The sequence below is a fragment of the Hymenobacter sp. BT491 genome, from assembly GCF_014349165.1.
Classification (GTDB): Bacteria; Bacteroidota; Bacteroidia; order Cytophagales; family Hymenobacteraceae; genus Hymenobacter; species Hymenobacter jejuensis.
The window spans coordinates 275,061-292,383 of record NZ_JACSJJ010000001.1 but is presented as its reverse complement, the minus strand read 5'-3'; the positions used below and the strand labels follow the sequence as shown (position 1 = coordinate 292,383).

The 17,323-nt window shown below is 48.9% G+C and carries 16 protein-coding genes; 1 reads left to right on the top strand and 15 read right to left on the bottom strand.

Annotation, left to right across the window (positions count from 1 at the left end; genetic code table 11):
* Positions 1-5 precede the first annotated feature (5 nt).
* The 14 genes from H9I52_RS01280 to asnB form a co-directional block, all read right to left on the bottom strand.
* Complete coding sequence (locus H9I52_RS01280) at positions 6-947, bottom strand: glycosyltransferase family 2 protein (RefSeq protein ID WP_187452323.1); 942 nt, start codon at positions 945-947, stop codon at positions 6-8.
* A 14-nt stretch (positions 948-961) separates the two neighbouring features.
* Complete coding sequence (locus H9I52_RS01275) at positions 962-2,011, bottom strand: glycosyltransferase family 2 protein (protein WP_222940386.1); 1,050 nt, start codon at positions 2,009-2,011, stop codon at positions 962-964.
* Positions 2,012-2,063: 52 nt separating this feature from the next.
* A complete protein-coding gene (locus H9I52_RS01270; RefSeq protein ID WP_187452321.1) occupies positions 2,064-2,912 on the bottom strand; it encodes a DUF5672 family protein in 849 nt (282 codons plus the stop codon).
* Between the two features lie 2 nt (positions 2,913-2,914).
* The gene (locus H9I52_RS01265) at positions 2,915-3,820 is read right to left on the bottom strand and encodes a glycosyltransferase (RefSeq protein WP_187452320.1); all 906 of its coding nucleotides are present in this window, start codon (positions 3,818-3,820) and stop codon (positions 2,915-2,917) included.
* A gap of 58 nt (positions 3,821-3,878) precedes the next feature.
* Positions 3,879-4,472: a class I SAM-dependent methyltransferase gene (locus H9I52_RS01260; RefSeq protein ID WP_187452319.1), complete on the bottom strand. Its 594-nt coding sequence runs from the start codon at positions 4,470-4,472 to the stop codon at positions 3,879-3,881.
* A gap of 56 nt (positions 4,473-4,528) precedes the next feature.
* Positions 4,529-5,761: a polysaccharide ABC transporter ATP-binding protein gene (locus tag H9I52_RS01255; protein WP_187452318.1), complete on the bottom strand. Its 1,233-nt coding sequence runs from the start codon at positions 5,759-5,761 to the stop codon at positions 4,529-4,531.
* Between the two features lie 86 nt (positions 5,762-5,847).
* Positions 5,848-6,690, bottom strand: coding sequence for a hypothetical protein (locus H9I52_RS01250; protein ID WP_187452317.1), 843 nt, complete (start codon positions 6,688-6,690; stop codon positions 5,848-5,850).
* Positions 6,691-6,816: 126 nt separating this feature from the next.
* Positions 6,817-7,827 carry an STELLO glycosyltransferase family protein gene (locus H9I52_RS01245; RefSeq protein WP_187452316.1) on the bottom strand — a complete coding sequence of 337 codons (1,011 nt, stop codon included), beginning with the start codon at positions 7,825-7,827 and terminating at the stop codon, positions 6,817-6,819.
* A 59-nt stretch (positions 7,828-7,886) separates the two neighbouring features.
* Positions 7,887-8,783, bottom strand: coding sequence for an ABC transporter permease (locus H9I52_RS01240; RefSeq protein ID WP_316247988.1), 897 nt, complete (start codon positions 8,781-8,783; stop codon positions 7,887-7,889).
* A gap of 348 nt (positions 8,784-9,131) precedes the next feature.
* Positions 9,132-10,250, bottom strand: a complete 1,119-nt coding sequence (locus tag H9I52_RS01235) for a DegT/DnrJ/EryC1/StrS family aminotransferase (RefSeq protein WP_187452315.1) — start codon at positions 10,248-10,250, stop codon at positions 9,132-9,134.
* 68 nt (positions 10,251-10,318) lie between these two features.
* Positions 10,319-10,738 carry a sugar 3,4-ketoisomerase gene (locus tag H9I52_RS01230; RefSeq protein WP_187452314.1) on the bottom strand — a complete coding sequence of 140 codons (420 nt, stop codon included), beginning with the start codon at positions 10,736-10,738 and terminating at the stop codon, positions 10,319-10,321.
* An 87-nt stretch (positions 10,739-10,825) separates the two neighbouring features.
* Positions 10,826-11,773 carry a UDP-glucuronic acid decarboxylase family protein gene (locus H9I52_RS01225; RefSeq protein ID WP_139514542.1) on the bottom strand — a complete coding sequence of 316 codons (948 nt, stop codon included), beginning with the start codon at positions 11,771-11,773 and terminating at the stop codon, positions 10,826-10,828.
* A 73-nt stretch (positions 11,774-11,846) separates the two neighbouring features.
* Positions 11,847-13,196 (bottom strand): UDP-glucose dehydrogenase family protein, encoded by a 1,350-nt coding sequence (locus tag H9I52_RS01220; protein ID WP_187452313.1) that lies wholly within the window; start codon positions 13,194-13,196, stop codon positions 11,847-11,849.
* A 49-nt stretch (positions 13,197-13,245) separates the two neighbouring features.
* Positions 13,246-15,153: an asparagine synthase (glutamine-hydrolyzing) gene (gene asnB, locus H9I52_RS01215; RefSeq protein WP_187452312.1), complete on the bottom strand. Its 1,908-nt coding sequence runs from the start codon at positions 15,151-15,153 to the stop codon at positions 13,246-13,248.
* A gap of 122 nt (positions 15,154-15,275) precedes the next feature.
* On the opposite strand from asnB, the gene H9I52_RS01210 reads away from it, so the two are divergent.
* Positions 15,276-15,776: an acyl-CoA-binding protein gene (locus H9I52_RS01210; protein WP_187452311.1), complete on the top strand. Its 501-nt coding sequence runs from the start codon at positions 15,276-15,278 to the stop codon at positions 15,774-15,776.
* A 131-nt stretch (positions 15,777-15,907) separates the two neighbouring features.
* Here the strand turns inward: H9I52_RS01210 and H9I52_RS01205 are convergent, their stop codons facing one another.
* Positions 15,908-17,317 (bottom strand): FAD-binding oxidoreductase, encoded by a 1,410-nt coding sequence (locus H9I52_RS01205; RefSeq protein WP_139514546.1) that lies wholly within the window; start codon positions 17,315-17,317, stop codon positions 15,908-15,910.
* Positions 17,318-17,323: the final 6 nt, after the last annotated feature.

The following is a 17,323-nucleotide window of genomic DNA, read 5'->3' as shown; positions in this document are numbered from 1 at the left end:
ACAGATTAATTAGACAAGCTTGCGGTGTGAATAAAATGATACACAAAGCTCTTACCATAATAGATGTACTTGCCTGTATGCCGCGACAGTTTGAAGAACGACTTCACGCCTTTCCAGATCTGCTTTTGCTTCATGGCCCCAACCGCTTCCGCCTCCAGGTACAGCTTTATTTTCTCCTGGTTTATGCCTGACGCGCGTGTCAGGTGTTGACTTTTTAATAAACTTTCGCTTCGCTTCCGCATAAGCATTTCGTAATGCCTCATCCGGTCCGAATTATTGGTCAGACTAGTCGGATGCACACGCACGAAGCATAAAGTATCGGCTTGGCCGTCGTAATAAAAACGAGCACCGGCAATAGCGCAGCGTATCCACAAATCCCAATCTTCCATGGAGCGCAGGCTTTCTGCAAACTGGCCCACCTTTCGGATCAGGCTAAGGCGGGCAAGCGGTGCGTCGACAACCATGATGTTCTGCTCCATGAGCTTCTCGATCACCTGGTTTCCGCCGTCGGTGAACCCGACTGTCCAGCTCCGGTCGAGCATGTCATAAGATCTGCTCTCCACCTCCCGGTTGCCATGCGCAAAAAAGCGCACATCCCCGTACGTGATGTCGAAATCGGGGTGGCGCTCCAGAAAATCCACCTGCAGCTCCAGCTTGCGGGTCGCGAGCAAATCATCGGCATCCAGCAGTTGCATGTATTCACCCTGCGCCGCCGCAAGGCCCGTATTGCGGGCCGCCGAAACTCCCCCTGCATCCCGGTATATGTACCGGAACCGGGGGTCGCGCGCCAAGTAGGTCTCCATGACGGCGCGCGTGGCATCTGTAGAGCCGTCGTCCACAACGATGCATTCCCAGTGCTGGTGAGTCTGGGCCAGCACCGAGTCCAAGGTTTCGGACAGTAGCCAGCCGTAGTTGTGGCAAGGAATAATGATGCTTACGAGTTTCATCTACAGGACTTTCGTTAAGAGCGCGCCAACCAGCGAAGAAGAACTTTCGGCATTGCGTAGTGCTTGATCAGCTGACGGATGAGCGTGGCGTCAAGCGGCTGCCCGCTCTGCCGCGCAATGCGCAGGCACTCTTTTGCAGCGGCCAGGTCTCCCGCTTCGTTGTAGAAATTCACAGCCCGCCACGCCAGAAAACGCATGAATGGCTTTAACTCGGCTTCAGGAATTTGAACTGGGTAACGGGTAGGCGTGAAAGCGGCAAACTCCGGGATGCTACGGCTCATGAAAGCCAAGAGCGCCGGCGAGCCGTTGGTGCTGTACACGATGTTGTAGAACACCTTCCGGATATCGCCCTCAAACCGCGCACTCTCCGATACGGATTTGGACGTATCGTGTAACCTAAAGTAAGTCAGAAGCTTATCAGATAATACTACCCGATCCTGACCCGCAATCAACAGGTACCGGTACCACATATCCAGGTCCATAGCATAGTGAAACTGCTCATCTATGTCCAGGCTCTTGATAACGGACGCTTTAAAGAAGGTAGAAGGCTGGTTTATTTTATGGCTTAAGATGGTATCGCCCACCGTGGCCGATATGCCCATGCGCATATTGCGCAGATCCAGATTATCCAGCCCACCCAAAAAGTAGTCGCAATAGCCACAGACCACGTCCTTTGTGTCGAGGGTTAGCTCGTTGGCAATGTGATGAAAGGCGCCCGGCGCACAGATGTCGTCGCTGTTGATCCAGTTGATGATGTCGCCGGTGGCTACTGCCAGGCCCTTGCGAATGGCGTGGCTTTGGCCCCGGTCCTTTTCACTTACCCAATACGTTATCCAGGGCTCGTACTTTTTGATAACCTCTAGCGTATTATCGGTACTGCCGGCGTCAATGATAATCAACTCGTAGTTTGGGTAATTCTGCAATACAATCGACCGTATTGTTTCTTCGATGTATTGGCCCTGATTGTAGCTGGGCGTAATGATGGATATCTTAGGAAAATCCTTCTCCGTTCCGAGGTTAGCGTCGCTTGCAGCATCCCACGGCCACCCGGTTTTATGAGGCACTCGGGGAAGCGAAGCTAGTAACGAGTAATTCATCAAAGAATTTTTGTTAAGATTATTTTCCGACCGAATACCCAAGCTTCTCTATATATGGCTTCCAAAAAGAAAGATCATATTTCTCCCAGGCATGCACTGCCATTGGCAGCTTATTGCCATTAAGCTTATAAAGCACTTCCGGATTTACCTCAAAAGCAAAGGAAATAGCATCCTGTACAGTCCCTATTTTAAACCCAGGAAAAAATTTCTTTATGTATAAACTCCAATACCCATCTTCATTGTATGGGAATACCCATGGCAAAATTGAAGGATACATGCTTTTATCGCGGAATATTTCATATTTTACTATTTTCAAAAATGAGGTAAAGTATGAAAAAAATTCGAAAAAATTAGAAAAAGACAAAAAAGGAAATCTGAGCCATTTAAATACGTTTAAAATTGACAAAAAGGAATCAACGTTACGCAGAGAAAACCCTCCATTGCCAACACCAATAATTTCGTGACTTCCCGTAGCAGAGCCAAATCCCTCAAACCAAGGTGCACCTATATAATCATAACGCTTTTTCATAAATTCATGAACCATATCAGAGAACACAAATACATCTAACTGACATATTAAAATGTAATTGTAATTTTTGAATGAATTATAAAAGTTATAATTCATTAAAAGCTTATTATAACCAGATATATTTTTAAAGTAAAACTCATCAAAATGTAAAGTATAAATTTTAACCACGTTTTTAATATTCAAAATATATTCCTCAGTGTCAACACCAACGTGAGTAACAAAATAAATGTCATAATTATACAAAACTTTGCAAAGTCGTGTCAAAGAGATCAACTCAAAGCGATCTAATTTAGAGAATGGTTTATAAACAGGAACAACTACCGCTAGCTTGAAGTCCATCTTTAAATTGATTTTACTTTATTACCGCTAAATAGTATCTTAACAAAAGCCTTAGTTATATGATAATTCATTTTCATAAAAAAAACGATATCAACCAGAGAAATAATATTTTTTTTCCATAGAATTTGATATATTTTATAATCTATATAATTAGTATCAATCATTTTATTCAACATATAATAAAAAGCCCCTTTCTCCTCTTGCCTCTGATGTTGCTTGCTAATACCTTCAGAATTTATAGGTAAATAATTACCCCATTTCTCATGTAATTTAATTGTTTCTCCTATCCATTTTTTATCAAAGCTACCTTCAGAGAAGTGCTCTATAAGTATATCAAATGTTACAGCTACCTCAAATTTTTGATATACACTCAAAGAGAAATCAACATCATAACAATGAAAACCTGCAAAGGTAGCTTCATCAAAGGCTACCTTGTTTACTACTTCTCTCTTTGTACAAAACCAGACCCCATCTACGGCCACCACTTTTGAATATGACTGGTGCTTTGGATTGCTTAAATTATGTATTACCTCGCCCGTTTTTTTAATATGCTGCAAAACGTTACTGTAAATAGTTGTACCTACAGGAGAAGCCCACCCCGAAGGAATCACTGGCTTATAACTACTTCCCGCAACTCCAACTAATCCTAATGCTTGATTTCTGTCAAATAAATTTTTTATTACCTGGCCCCAATCAGCTGTTTTAATACTTATATCCTCATGCATAAAGCAAAGAATGTCGTATTTACTGTTACTTATTCCCAGATTATATGCCTGAAAAATATTATACCTCCCATCTTTATTGTCAATAACAACAAGTTCAAAAGGAACACCCACATTAATTGCTAACTCCGATGACAATTTTTGAATTGCCTCATTTTCGCGGGAACAAATGATAATCGAAATCATCAATACTAATTTTGAACAAAAATCACTTTAACACAAAAAAATGCCAAGCATCAATTAATTAAACAATGATACCCAAACCATAATATTCTGGATAATTATAAAACTTCTTACCTGTCTTTTTAGCTATATCATAGACAGCTTTTTTTACCTCCGGAAAGCTTTCAGTATCGTGAAATATTGCACATTTACTGTGTTGCGCACTCCATAATCCACATTTATAAGTGTCTTCGTAGGTATGCACAATATCGACGTGAATTAAATCATAAAAATTATCATCTTTTTTTAACCATTCTTTATAATCCATTTTTATTAACTCAATGTTTTCATACTTAGATAATCTATCTTTAGTCTCTTCATAGTGGTCTCCTTTATGGTTTGTATGAATATCACCGACAAAAATATCTACGCCAACTACTTTTTTGAAATAATTAGAAAAAATTACAGCTGAATAACCAAATTCAACACCGAATTCTAAACAAGAATTCTGCTCTAAATCAAATCTCTTAATTATATCGAGAATAACTTTCTCATGACCAGCCCAAGCAGAAACTATATCAAGCATCTTTTCAGGCGTATAACTCTTTTCAGGAGCATAAGGAATAACATCCTTATATTTCAACTTATCAACTGCTTTTTTCAAGAAATTTTTCATTGAATCTATTATTTAAGGTTTGATGAACAAGAGGCGATTTTTTACATAAATCCAGATTATGCCCAGCTATATCTTCCGAATACTGACCCATAATCATATTCACCATGCTTCGCTAAATCGGAGCCAGAATCAAGTATTTTAAAATTACATACATCTTCAACAACGTCTAATTGCGCGATCTTCGGCTGATTGATAAAAGCATGAATCGAATAATCACCACGAACTAAAAAATTAGAATCAATTATTAATTTCATATGTTCCTTAATATTACTTGTTTCAGAAGAAAAAACACGCTTTTTTCTTGAATCAAGCACCATAACAAACAAATCTGCCTTAACCGATTTATCCTTTATAAAAATATCAAACTCCACAACTATATTTTCATCATACATGAAATTACTTGCTATTTCATCATTTACATCTTTTATTTTCACACTTTTAATTGCCATACTTTTATCCTGATAATCTGCTTTGTTTATATATATAGAAGATTCTTTCCCTTGATTTAGATACAAAGGAATGACCTCGCTTGCTCTCCCATCATGAGCGACATAGCCATTCTGCAGTATGATACCATGAGTACACAATTGCGCTACTGCGTTTAAATCATGGCTTACAAACAGCACTGTTCTTCCGTCATTGACACTGACATCTTTCATTCGGCCAAGACACTTTTTTTGAAACTCGGCATCGCCGACGGCTAATACCTCGTCTATAATCAGGATCTCAGGCTCTAAAAACGCTGCAACAGCAAAGGCCAGGCGTACATACATGCCGCTGCTGTAGCGCTTTACGGGCGTATCGATGTAGCGTTCCACGCCAGAGAAATCTACTATCTCATCGAATTTGCCGCGTATCTCGGCTTTGTTCATACCCAGAATCGCACCGTTCAAAAAGACGTTTTCACGGCCGGTCAAGTCTGGATGAAAGCCCGTACCGACCTCAAGCAGCGAGGCAATGCGTCCCTGCACCTTAATGGTACCCGTGGTAGGAGCGGTCACCTTCGACAATATTTTGAGCAATGTCGATTTACCAGCTCCGTTTCGCCCAATAATACCTAATATCTCACCCTTTTTGGCTTCGAAACTGATGTCTTTTAGCGACCACACGAAATCGCTGTTTCCTTTCCGAGTGCGGTCGTTGACCTCGCCAATTATCGCAAAGGGGTCTTCTTTGCCGCGCATGCGGGCCCACGCCCGGTTGAGGTCTTGGCTAAGGGTACCGGTACCGATTTCGCCTAGCCGGTATAGTTTGCCCAGGTTTTCTACTTTGATGGCAACGTCGCTCATTTAAATTCCTTTGGCTGAGTTCACTTCTGAAATACTATTCTGGCGAATAGTATCTGTTGATTTTAGCAGTGCAATACTCCAATGGCTTAGTTACTATGCCATTGGGACAACTTAATGGGATGATAATAAAACACATCCTCCGGAAAACCCGCTATGAGCTTTTTTAAGCTATACCCGTAGCGATCACTGACGGCCTGCACTTCTTCGGGCGTCCACATGGCCACTCCCTTAAACGGCAGATCGTTGTTGGTGATAATCCGTTTGGCCGACAGCAGCAGGGCCGTCGGCAAGGCAATCTCCACAAACAGGCCCTGCGCGGAAAGCACGCCGCACAAATGGCTGAAGCGCTGAATGCATTCGGCCGACACGATGGCAATGTCGGAGTAAGCGAATACCACCGGATAAGGCAGCTTCACCTTGTTGTCGGCGGGGGCTTTCAGATGACGCCAACGCCAATAGTACTTATATAGGTTCCGGGCGGCCTTTGCAGGCGAGTCGGCTAGGTCCTGCCATTTGGTTTTCCCAAATATATCAACGTACCCAAGGTTGCCAAGGGTGATGTTGTGCTCGGCAAAGCGGGCCAGCGCTTCGTCGGGCGCCGGAAGTTCGTGGCGGCCTTCGCTCCCGTTTCGGTTGTCGTAGAAAGAAATGCTCAGGTGCTTTCTGGACCAATACCCGGTATTATGAAACGTGATTATTTCCGGGATGTAAGAGGTGTTCTGATCGAGCCCTAACACGGCCTGATAATTCCGTTCGTTAACGGCCGGAGTCAGGATCAGGTCGTCGCCGACGAAGAAATAGTGCGTAAACTCGGGGCGGTAGAAGTGCTTAAAGCCTTGGGCAATGTATCCCTGAAAGTAGTGTGAGCTTTCGTAGACGGGTATCACGTTTTTCTTGGTGCCCGTGTAGAAGGGTACCAAAAAGAACATGTTCCTGAATTTTTCAGCGTACAGCTGTTCCAGCGCTTCTATATTCTTATCATACTTATGATTGAATATAATGACCAGACAGGGATTGCTTGCGTTGTCGTGACTCATCTCGGGTGTACCAGCAGCTTACTGTTTACCGGCGTAAGGAGCGATATCCTCCAGCCATAAGCTCAACAGCTCTATCTCTTGGCTGCTCACAATATCGGCCTGTTGCAGGCCCACGTAAGCCGCGTACAGATTTTCCGATATCGAGTTAGCAGGACTGATGCTGGCTTTGACGATTTCGATTACCTTGTTGGGGTGTAGGTAGCACGGGATTTCCGATTCGAAATCGCGCATGTAATCGTGAGGGTTGCGCTCCTGCACTACCGTTGCTTTGGTAAAGCCCAACCGGTAGCCATGCGTCCACATGATTGGCTGGGCAACTAGGCCACGCAGAATGTCGGTAAACCGAAACGTAACGTAGGCCGGCATGTACAGCAGCGGAAACAGCTCGCGGCGGATGGCTGTGTTTTGGGAGTTGAAAGGGCATAAAGTCCCCTCGCCTAACACGACGGAAGCATGGTCATTAAAAAAACACTCGGTGTTGTCGATGAGCCGGTAAATGGCATCCACATCGGGGTCTCCATCGGCGAGGCCTTGCCAAATTCCTACTTTGGCAGAAGCCGTGGCGAGCTGCTCGCTCCGGAGGCGGCTGCTTTCCTTGGTAATAAGATCCAAGGGAAAACCCCTTGGCCATATGTGCTTGTCGGTGAAGGTTTTATAGATATTGACGAACCCCAGGTTGTCCGGGGCAGTCAAAAAGTCTCCTTCCAGCGCGGGGAAGCTCCAGTCCTCGTACGGGATGTTATCGTCGTCGGTGTCGATGATAAGCTCCGCACCGTCTCTGATGGCATACAGATACGCCATCATTTTCCGCCCGTAATGATTGTATGGCAGTTTGCTGCTTAGCTTAAAGCCCAAGTCCTCCTGCGCATCAATGGATAAGTAAACCGTATCAGGGCTTTCCCAGTCTTGGGGTGATTTTTTGTCGCCGGCAACGACAAGCTGATGCATGGCTAGCTGAGCAAATTTTTGCACCGCTACGGTCGGGGCAAAGATAGAAGTGATGACGATGCTATTGGCAGACTTACCCATGAAAACCTATTTGCAACCACCTGTTATTCAACATATTATAAAAAATACACTACTACCGCCTACACTGTATCGGTAAAGCTCTTTTCTACCTTGTTGAATATAATCGTCCCAACAAACAGAATTACTACTGTAAATAGCAGGCTGTAACTTAGGTAGCCCCAGCTAAACGAGCCAGAACCGAGGAAAGCATACCGGAAAGTTTCCACAATGGAGGTCAGCGGGTTGGCCAGAATTATCCATTTGTATTTGGGCTCCAGGCTGGACAGTGGGTAGATGACGGGAGTGGCGTACATCAGCAGCTGTACCCCAAAGGCTAACAACATGGTTAGGTCGCGGTATTTGGTGGTCAGGGCACTAAAAATCATCCCCAGCCCCAACGACATGAGTCCCATCAGTGCCAGCAGCGCAGGGGTCAGCAGAATCAGCCAGTTGGGGTGCACGGGACTGTTTTTTACCAGGTAAAACGTCCACACGCCCAGAAACAGCGCAAACTGAATCAGAAAGCGAATTAAGTTGGAGATGACAATGGACAGCGGCATCGTCAGACGCGGGAAATAGACTTTCCCGAAAATGTGGGCGTTGCTGGTAAATACCGTGGAGGTAGTCAGAAGCGTCTGGGCAAAGTAGTTCCAGATTGTAATGCCCGATAAGTAGAACAGAATCTGCGGCATGCCATCCGTCGACAGCTTCGCAACCTTGCCGAAGATGATGAAGTAAGTAAACGTGGTGAGCAGGGGTTGAATAAAAAACCAGATCGGCCCCAGAATCGTCTGCTTGTAAGTGGAAACGAAATCGCGTTTTACGAACATCGAAACTAAGTCGCGATAACGCCATACATCCCGCAAGCGAAGGTCGAGCAAACTCGTTCTGGGCGCAATAACTTCTGACCAGCTTTCGTCCGGGGCGATTGGCTTCGGCGAAGGGTTGGTTTCCTGCAGGGCTTGGGTTGTTTCCACGTATCGGGTAGGTATTTCGGTTCGGAGGTTGTTATCGGTTATTAGAGCCTTTACTCAAAATTAATGCATCGCTGTCGGGAAGCCGTTGCCAGGCTTTTAGCCAAAATCAGTCAATACGAACGCTGCATTTACGGCACAAAGATAGCCAAACGAATTCTGTGAATTCGCCATAAATACACAACAAATTGAATATCAGGTTTTTACACCCTTACACTTCAAAAGTAAAAGGCTAAATCCAGCATCTTTGCTCAGGTCGAAGGCAGGCTACGGCCGGCTCATTCCCTGCTTTCCTGTCCCGATCCCTGAAGTTGCTGTGTACCAAGACGGTCCGGCCTTCGCGGCTCGGTTTCAGTTGCGTTGGGGCTGGCTGAGAAAGCTACGGATTGCCTCCACTATTCGCTGTACTGTACCCGGTTCCATACCCGGCCAGATCGGCAGACTTACACTCGTAGTAGCGAGTTCTTCGGCCACAGGAAAACTACCTTTCCGAAAACCCAGGGGGGCATAAGCCGGCTGCAAGTGAGGCGGCACCGGATAGTGAATCAGGGTTTCGATATCCTGTGATAGCAGGAACTGACGCAGAGCATCACGCGCCGATGTGCGTACCACGAAAGCATGATATACATGGGTGCCCTGCTCAGCTAACGCAGGCAGAACCAGCCCAGCCACGTCCTGTAGCCCTTGCCGGTAAATAGAAGCAATCTCCTGTCGTTGTCGAGTCCAGAACTCAAGGTTGGCCAGCTTTACGCAAAGTATAGCAGCCTGCAACTCATCGAGGCGCGAGTTATAGCCAATAAGATCGTTGTGGTATTTCTGCTCGGAGCCGTAATTGCCCAGCATACGGATTCTGTGTGCCAATGCGGGATCGTTGGTGGTAATAGCTCCGGCATCGCCAAGTGCTCCTAAGTTCTTGGTCGGATAAAAGCTGGTAGCGTTGAGATGCCCGAAGCTGCCGGTAAACCGCCCATTACATGCAGCTCCCTGCGCTTGGGCATTGTCCTCAATTACATACAAGCCATGACGGTGCGCCAGAGCCATAAGCGCTTCCATGTCGCAGGCTTGGCCATATAGATGCACCGGCAGAATAGCTTTGGTGTACTTCGTAATCGCTTTTGCAACTGATTCAGGATCAATATTATATGTTTCTTTATCTGGTTCGACTGGTACTACGGTAGCTCCTACCTGCGATACAGCCAGCCACGTAGCGATGTAGGTATTGCTGGGCACGATTACTTCATCGCCGGGCCCAACCCCAAGGGCACGCAGCGATAAGTGCAAGGCATCTAGGCCGTTGCCTACGCCTACACAGTATTGCACCTGATTGAAAGCCGCATACTCTGCTTCAAACCGTTGTACCTGCTGCCCCAGCACGTAATGCTGGGAGTCAAAAACGGTTTCCATCGCCGCCAGTGCTGCCGCGCGGATCTGGGCATTTTGTGCTTCGAAAGAAACAAACGGAATTTTCATTGCTCTGAAAAAAGGGGCATCGCAGTTTCCTGAAAGCAGGCTGCAGTGGCAACGGGCCGGCCGGGCAATTATGCCCAAATTCGCTTAAATTCTGAGTGCGAATAGATATAATCCTCAGCCTCAAAATCGGTAGAGGCGAGTACAAGCTGTACAGCATCACGGGAGTATTGCATGGTGTGCCAGGCATTGGGCGGAATGTATATTCCTACGTCAGGCCGCTCGAGTCGGAAAGTCATCAGTTCGCCATTGGCTAGCTCTGTCATCACTACAATACGGCCAGCCATAGCGACAAGTACCTGTTCGGTTTGGTGGTGCGCATGGCGGCCTCTGACGATGTGATCGGGAGTAGCATAGGTCCAGAAGGCCCGCTTGATAGCAAAAGGCACTTGGCTATTGCCTTGCCCTACAGTGATATAGCCTACTTCACCATCACCGATAGTTGGCAGTTCGACGAGGTGAGGTTTTGAGAAATCAGGGCGTTTGGCCATAAGGGCAGGAGTGGAAAATGAAGTTCCGACAAAACAGAAATCCCTGCCTGAACTTCATCAAGCAGGGATTCCCATTTAAGCAGACACTTATACCGTGACGTGCTCTTTGAAAAACTCCAGCGTCCGACGCAGTCCTTCGGCGCGGTCAACCTTCGGCTCCCAACCCAAAATCTCCTTGGCTTTGGTGATATCGGGACGGCGTTTCATCGGGTCGTTTTCGGGCAGCGGACGATAATCCGGCTTGAATTCTACTCCGGTGAGCTTCGCGATCTCTTCTCCAAATTCCTTAATGGTGATCTCTGACGGGTTGCCAATGTTGACGGGCAAATGGTAATCGCTCAGCAACAGACGGTAAATGCCTTCTACTAGGTCATCGACGTAGCAGAATGAACGCGTCTGAGAACCGTCACCGAATACGGTCAGGTTTTCGCCGCGCAATGCCTGCGACAGGAATGCTGGCAATACACGGCCGTCGTCGAGGCGCATGCGTGGGCCATAGGTATTGAAGATGCGGATGATGCGCGTCTCCAGCCCGTGGTGGTTGTGGTAAGCCATCGTGATGGCTTCTTGGAAGCGCTTGGCTTCGTCGTAGCAGCCGCGCGGGCCTACTGGGTTGACGTTGCCAAAATATTCTTCTACCTGCGGGTGAATTTCGGGATCTCCATAAACCTCTGAGGTACTGGCAATTAGCACACGGGCATTTTTCACACGGGCCAAGCCCAGCAGATTATGCGTGCCCAACGAGCCTACCTTCAAGGTTTGGATCGGGATCTTCAGATAATCGATTGGCGAAGCTGGCGAAGCGAAATGCAGGATATAATCCAGCTTCCCCGGCACAAAAACGAACTTCGACACATCGTGGTGATGAAATTCAAAATCCTCTTTACCAAACAGGTGCTCGATGTTGGCCAGGTTGCCCGTAATCAAGTTATCCATCGCGATAACGTGGTAACCCTCGGCTAAAAACCGGTCGCAAAGGTGTGAGCCCAGAAACCCAGCCCCACCCGTGATAAGTATTCGTTTCTTTTCAGACATAATCTAGTCGAAGCTAACAACGGCCCTGACCGTCGCTACGTTTTGAGAAATTGTAGTTACCTGCGGGCAAAAGTTAAGCTTGCTGCACTACTGGCTCTTTGTGGCTGGTACGCACACCAATGCAATGATACGTAAAGCCAGATTCCTGCAACTCCTTGGCTTCGTAGATGTTACGACCGTCGAAGATGGCCTTCTGCTTCATCAGGCGGGCCACCACCTCGAAGTTGGGCGCGCGGAACTCGGGCCATTCGGTCACCACCAGCAGGGCGTCGGCGTCAATCAGCGCTTCGAACTGGTCTTTGGCGTAGGTGATGCGGTCGCCCAGCGAATGTTTGGCTTCAGGCATAGCCACTGGGTCGTACGCCGTTACGGTGCAGCCCTCTTCCAATAGCTTATCAATGATTACGATGGAAGGCGCTTCGCGCATGTCATCCGTCTTAGGCTTAAAGGAGAGGCCCCACACGGCGATTTTCTTGCCGCGCAGCTCGCCGCCGAAGTGTCGGTGCACCTTGTCGAATAACACCGACTTTTGGGCTTCATTCACGCTTTCCACGGCCTGCAACACCTGCATCTGGTAACCGTTTTCGGAAGCCGTTTTGATCAGCGCCTTCACGTCCTTGGGGAAGCAGGAGCCGCCGTAGCCGATGCCCGGGTAAATGAACTTGGTGCCGATGCGCGCGTCCGAGCCGATGCCCTGGCGCACCTTGTTGACGTCGGCGCCCATGATTTCGCACAGGTTGGCCACGTCGTTCATGAACGAGATCTTGGTGGCCAGCATGGCGTTTGCCGCGTACTTGGTCATCTCGGCCGAGGGGATGTCCATGAAGATGATGGGGTGGCCGTTGAGCAAAAAGGGCTTGTAGAGCTTGGTCATCACCTCTTCGGCCCGCTCCGAGGCCACGCCCACCACGATGCGGTCGGGCTTAAGGAAGTCGTCGATGGCGGCTCCTTCTTTCAAAAACTCCGGGTTCGAGGCCACATCGAAGTCAAGGTCCATATCGCGAGTTTCCAACGCCTGCTCGATTGCGTTGCGGACCTTAGCGGCAGTACCAACTGGAACCGTACTCTTGGTCACAATTACGCAGTAATTGTTCATGTGCTCGCCGATGCCGCGGGCCACGGCCAGCACGTACTTCAGGTCGGCCGAGCCGTCTTCGCCCGGCGGCGTGCCCACGGCGATGAAAGCCACGTCGCAATCCTGGATGCTCTCGGCGAGATTGGTAGAAAAATGCAGACGATCTTTCGCCACATTTCGCGATACCATTTCCTCTAGGCCCGGCTCGTATATGGGCAGAATGCCATTCTTGAGGTTTTCAATTTTCTTCTGGTCGATGTCAATACAAGTGACATCAATGCCGACTTCGGCAAAACAAGTGCCTGTCACAAGGCCTACATAACCAGTGCCTACTACTGCAATTTTCATAATGTGCGCGTTTGAGGAAAAGTGATATATCTAATCCAAAATATACTAACTAATTCATCATCCACTTCTTCCACCACCACTGAAATACTATGAGTGCCCAAATCCGAGCATGAATATCACCAGGATTTCGGGAAAAAAGCTGCGTTTTGAGCGCTCTAATGGCATCGACGCTAAATAAGCCCTGGGCTTCTACAAATTCATCGGAGAGCAGGTCATCGGTGATAAGCGGCCGCAGCTCGTTACGGAACCACTTGAGAAGTGGAACTTCGAATCCATGTTTAGGACGCTTGTAGAGTTCCTCGGGCAGCATGGGGCGAAAAGCATCCTGCACAATTCGCTTCTTCATCTTCGCATCGATCTTGCTTTCGACGGGCAGCGAAAAAGCAAAGTCCACCACTTTAGGGTCCAAGAAGGGCGGTCGAACTTCTAGCGAGTTGGCCATACTCATCAGATCAACCTTCGTGAGCATGTCGTAGGGCAGCACGAGGTTCATGTCGGTGAGCAGTACTTCGTTCAGGTCGCCATCGGCATGCAGATTCTCCAGAATATCGCGACGGCGCTTCTCGGCTAGTTTCTTACCGACTTTACGCCGTGCCGCCGGACTCAGCAGATTACGCGAATCTTTTTCGCTCACGAACGAAGCCCAGTCCCAATAGCGGTCCTTGGGGCCGTTGAGCATGCCGCGCGAAAACCGCTGAAATTGGCGTATCTTATTGCCAAAGAAGGAGTTACGCGATTTTGGCAATACATCCCATAGCAGGTTCAGGCCGGTAACTGCCTCGGCTTTGAAACCGCCCTGCCGCACCTGAAATTCGCCCATGTGCTTGTTGTAGCCGGCAAACATCTCGTCGGCGCCGTCGCCGGAGAGCGCAACGGTTACCTTTTCGCGGGTGCGCTTGCTGAGGATGTACACGGCCAGCGCCGAAGAATCGGCGAACGGTTCGTCGATGTAGTTGAGCACATCGAAAATATGGTCGTACAGATCCTGGTTGGTCAGTGAAAAGACAGTGTGATTGGTCTTATACCGATCCGCGACCAGGTTGGCATACTTAGTTTCGTCGAAGAACGGCTCGTCGCGGTACCCAATGCTGAACGTGTTCAGGTGGGGCGTATGGCGCGAGGCGAGCGCCACGATTACCGACGAGTCGATGCCCCCGCTCAGGAAGGCACCCAGCGGCACGTCGGCCACCAAGCGCCGGGCCGTGGCATCGTCGAGCAGGTCGATCAGCTTCTTTTGCTGCTCTTCGTAGGTAAGCTTGTTCTTCTGGACTTTTTTCGGATCGTATGGAATCTTGTACCAGCGCTTGCGCACTACCTTTTTGCCTTTTATAAAGAGGTAGTGACCGGGCAACAGCTTTTTTACGCCTTTGAAAATAGTAGCCGGACCCGGAATATAATTAAGCTGCAAATACTGGCTCAGCGACACGTAATCGAGCTTGCGTGGTATGCCCAAGGCCAGCAACGATTTCATTTCGGAGGCAAATAGCAGCTGGTTTTCGTCGCGGTAGACGAGCAGCGGCTTCTCCCCCATTCGGTCGCGGGCAATGAACAGCGAATCTTCCTCTTTGTCGTAAATGGCAAAGCCGAAAAAGCCGTTCAGCTTCTTGATAAAGCTACGGCCTTCGCTAATGTACAGTTGCAGAATTACTTCCGTATCTGTTTGAGAATGAAAGTGATGCCCTTTCTTGATCAGCTTCTGCCGCAATTCACGGAAGTTGAAGATCTCGCCGTTGAACACGATTGTATAACGCCCCGACTCGTCGGTCATGGGCTGGTTGCCGTCGGCAGTAAGGTCAAGGATCGCTAGGCGGCGAAAGCCCAATCCGCAACGATCGTACACGAAATGCCCCTGTGAATCAGGGCCTCGGCTCACGATAGCATCCGTGGATGCATGCAAAGAGGCCAGCGTATTGCGGCCTGCGTCCGTAAAGGCAAAAACTCCGGTTATTCCACACATAATTAGCAGGCAAAAGTACGAACAATCGGGACTTGCGTTCCGAAAAGTGTCGCGCGGCGTCGCAACCAAAGCCGTGCCAGCCTAGTACACCTTTCTAGTATTCACCCCTGAGAAACTCAGATATGAACCTCCAGCAGCAAATGGACCTGCAGCAGCAGTTTGAAGCCGCCGTCACGCGCGTTGATAATCTTCCCGGTGACCAAGCCGCGCCGCACATGACCGAACTCTACGGCCTTTACAAGCAAGCCACTGAAGGCGACCACGATACCAAAGGCGAAGTAGTAGGCGACGATTCGCCCGACAACCCCAGCGGCGACCCCGGCATGTCGCAGGCGCAATGGGACTCGTGGAGCAAGTTTAAGGGCCTGAGTGAGGACGATGCCAAGCGTCAGTATATCCAAAAGGTAGATGAACTGGCTGGGCCCGTTGGGGAGCAGGCTTCCATCATCACCGGCAGCGGACAGCCTGCAACGGCTTCACAAGTTGCGCCCGAAAATACGACCACATCTCAGCAGCCTGGCAGTTCTCCCGGCGTTTCCGATGGCGGCTTGCGCGGCGATATTACAGCTGGCGCCCCGTACGGCGGCGAAGACAAGCTGAAAGGCGAACAAGAAGGTTTGTAGACAGGTGGCTGTGAGTTGATCTCACTACAGTTTACCCAGTCTCTCGACTAGCAAAAAGGCCCGCTGCATCTACAGCGGGCCTTTTTTAACTAATTAATTATCAATCATTTATACAACAACGCATTTTGAGGCTAAAAAATCTTTCCTGGGTTCATGATGCCTTTCGGGTCGAATACCTTTTTGATGCCGCGCATCAAGTTGAGCTGCACTTCGCCTAGGGCAATGCCGATGTAAGGCCGCTGCACTAGTCCAATGCCGTGTTCGCCGCTGATGGTGCCGCCCAGGCTTACGCACAAGCGAAACAACTCACTAATAGGCTCTTGCAATCCGTGATGCCACATCTCGTCGGGCAAGTCGCCGCGGATGATGTTGATGTGTAGGTTGCCATCGCCGGCGTGGCCGTAGCAAACGCTTTGGAAGCCATAGCGGCGCCCTATTTCTTTCACGCCTTTGAGCAAAGTAGGCAGCTCGGCACGGGGCACGACCGTGTCTTCCTCCTTATATACAGAGTTGTAGCGCACGGAATTGCCGATGTTGCGGCGGATTTTCCAGAGTTCGTCTTTCTGCGCGGCCGTATCGGCCAGCAGGATTTCGCCGATATCGTATTTTTCCAGCACGCCGTACACGTGTTCGGCCTCCTTATATAGCTGATCTAGTTCCTGGCCATCCAGCTCAATGAGCAGGTGAGCCCGAATGTCTTCGGGCAGGTCGATGGCGATGTTGAGGTAGCGCGCCGACCATTCGATGGCTTCGCGCTCCATGAATTCCATGCCCGAAGGCACGATGCCCGTGCGAAAAATCTCAGAAACGGCCGTCGCAGCTTGTTCCTCATCGCGAAACGGCACCAGCAACACAATGTTCTGCTGCGGGTACGGAATCAGCCGGAAGACGATGCAAGTGATAATACCTAAGGTGCCCTCTGAGCCAATCATCAGTTGGGTTAGGTTGTAGCCCGTAGCATTTTTGAGCACGTTAGCCCCCGTCCAGATGATATCGCCAGTAGGCAAGACCACTTGCACGTTCAGCACGTAATCCTTTGTCACACCGTACTTTACGGCTTTTGGACCACCGCTGCTCTCGCTCAGGTTACCGCCCAAGAAACAGCTGCCTTTGCTGGCCGGGTCGGGGGGGTAGAAAAGGCCTTTTTCTTGCACAGCCTCCTGAAATACCTGGTTGACTACACCCGGCTCGACCGTGGCCTGCAGGTTGCGCTCGTCAATCTGGATGATCTTGTTGAGGCGTTCTGTGGATATTACTACGCCGTTGTGCACGGGCAAGGCCCCGCCACTTAGGCCAGTACCGGCTCCGCGCGGCGTGACTGGAATGTTGTTTTCGTAGCACAACCGTACAATCTGGCTGATCTCTTCGGCGTTAGCGGGACGAACCACCACGTCGGGAGCAAAATGCAAGTCTTCCGTATGATCGCGGCCGTAACCGGCATATACGTCAGCCTCAGCATGTTGAGACGTAAGCACGTGCTGGGGTCCTACAATCTGTTCGAAAGCAGTCACCAGCTCAGGAGTTAAGACTTGAAAATCCATAGCGAA

Excerpts from the sequence above, each read along its gene's own strand:
- H9I52_RS01280 (WP_187452323.1), bottom strand. The coding sequence starts at position 947 with ATGAAACTCGTAAGCATCATTATTCCTTGCCACAACTACGGCTGGCTA.
- H9I52_RS01270 (WP_187452321.1), bottom strand. The coding sequence starts at position 2,912 with ATGGACTTCAAGCTAGCGGTAGTTGTTCCTGTTTATAAACCATTCTCT.
- H9I52_RS01265 (WP_187452320.1), bottom strand. The coding sequence starts at position 3,820 with ATGATTTCGATTATCATTTGTTCCCGCGAAAATGAGGCAATTCAAAAA.
- H9I52_RS01260 (WP_187452319.1), bottom strand. The coding sequence starts at position 4,472 with ATGAAAAATTTCTTGAAAAAAGCAGTTGATAAGTTGAAATATAAGGAT.
- H9I52_RS01255 (WP_187452318.1), bottom strand. The coding sequence starts at position 5,761 with ATGAGCGACGTTGCCATCAAAGTAGAAAACCTGGGCAAACTATACCGG.
- H9I52_RS01250 (WP_187452317.1), bottom strand. The coding sequence starts at position 6,690 with ATGTTCTTTTTGGTACCCTTCTACACGGGCACCAAGAAAAACGTGATA.
- H9I52_RS01245 (WP_187452316.1), bottom strand. The coding sequence starts at position 7,827 with ATGGGTAAGTCTGCCAATAGCATCGTCATCACTTCTATCTTTGCCCCG.
- H9I52_RS01235 (WP_187452315.1), bottom strand. The coding sequence starts at position 10,250 with ATGAAAATTCCGTTTGTTTCTTTCGAAGCACAAAATGCCCAGATCCGC.
- H9I52_RS01230 (WP_187452314.1), bottom strand. The coding sequence starts at position 10,738 with ATGGCCAAACGCCCTGATTTCTCAAAACCTCACCTCGTCGAACTGCCA.
- H9I52_RS01225 (WP_139514542.1), bottom strand. The coding sequence starts at position 11,773 with ATGTCTGAAAAGAAACGAATACTTATCACGGGTGGGGCTGGGTTTCTG.
- H9I52_RS01220 (WP_187452313.1), bottom strand. The coding sequence starts at position 13,196 with ATGAAAATTGCAGTAGTAGGCACTGGTTATGTAGGCCTTGTGACAGGC.
- asnB (WP_187452312.1), bottom strand. The coding sequence starts at position 15,153 with ATGTGTGGAATAACCGGAGTTTTTGCCTTTACGGACGCAGGCCGCAAT.
- H9I52_RS01210 (WP_187452311.1), top strand. The coding sequence starts at position 15,276 with ATGAACCTCCAGCAGCAAATGGACCTGCAGCAGCAGTTTGAAGCCGCC.
- H9I52_RS01205 (WP_139514546.1), bottom strand. The coding sequence starts at position 17,317 with ATGGATTTTCAAGTCTTAACTCCTGAGCTGGTGACTGCTTTCGAACAG.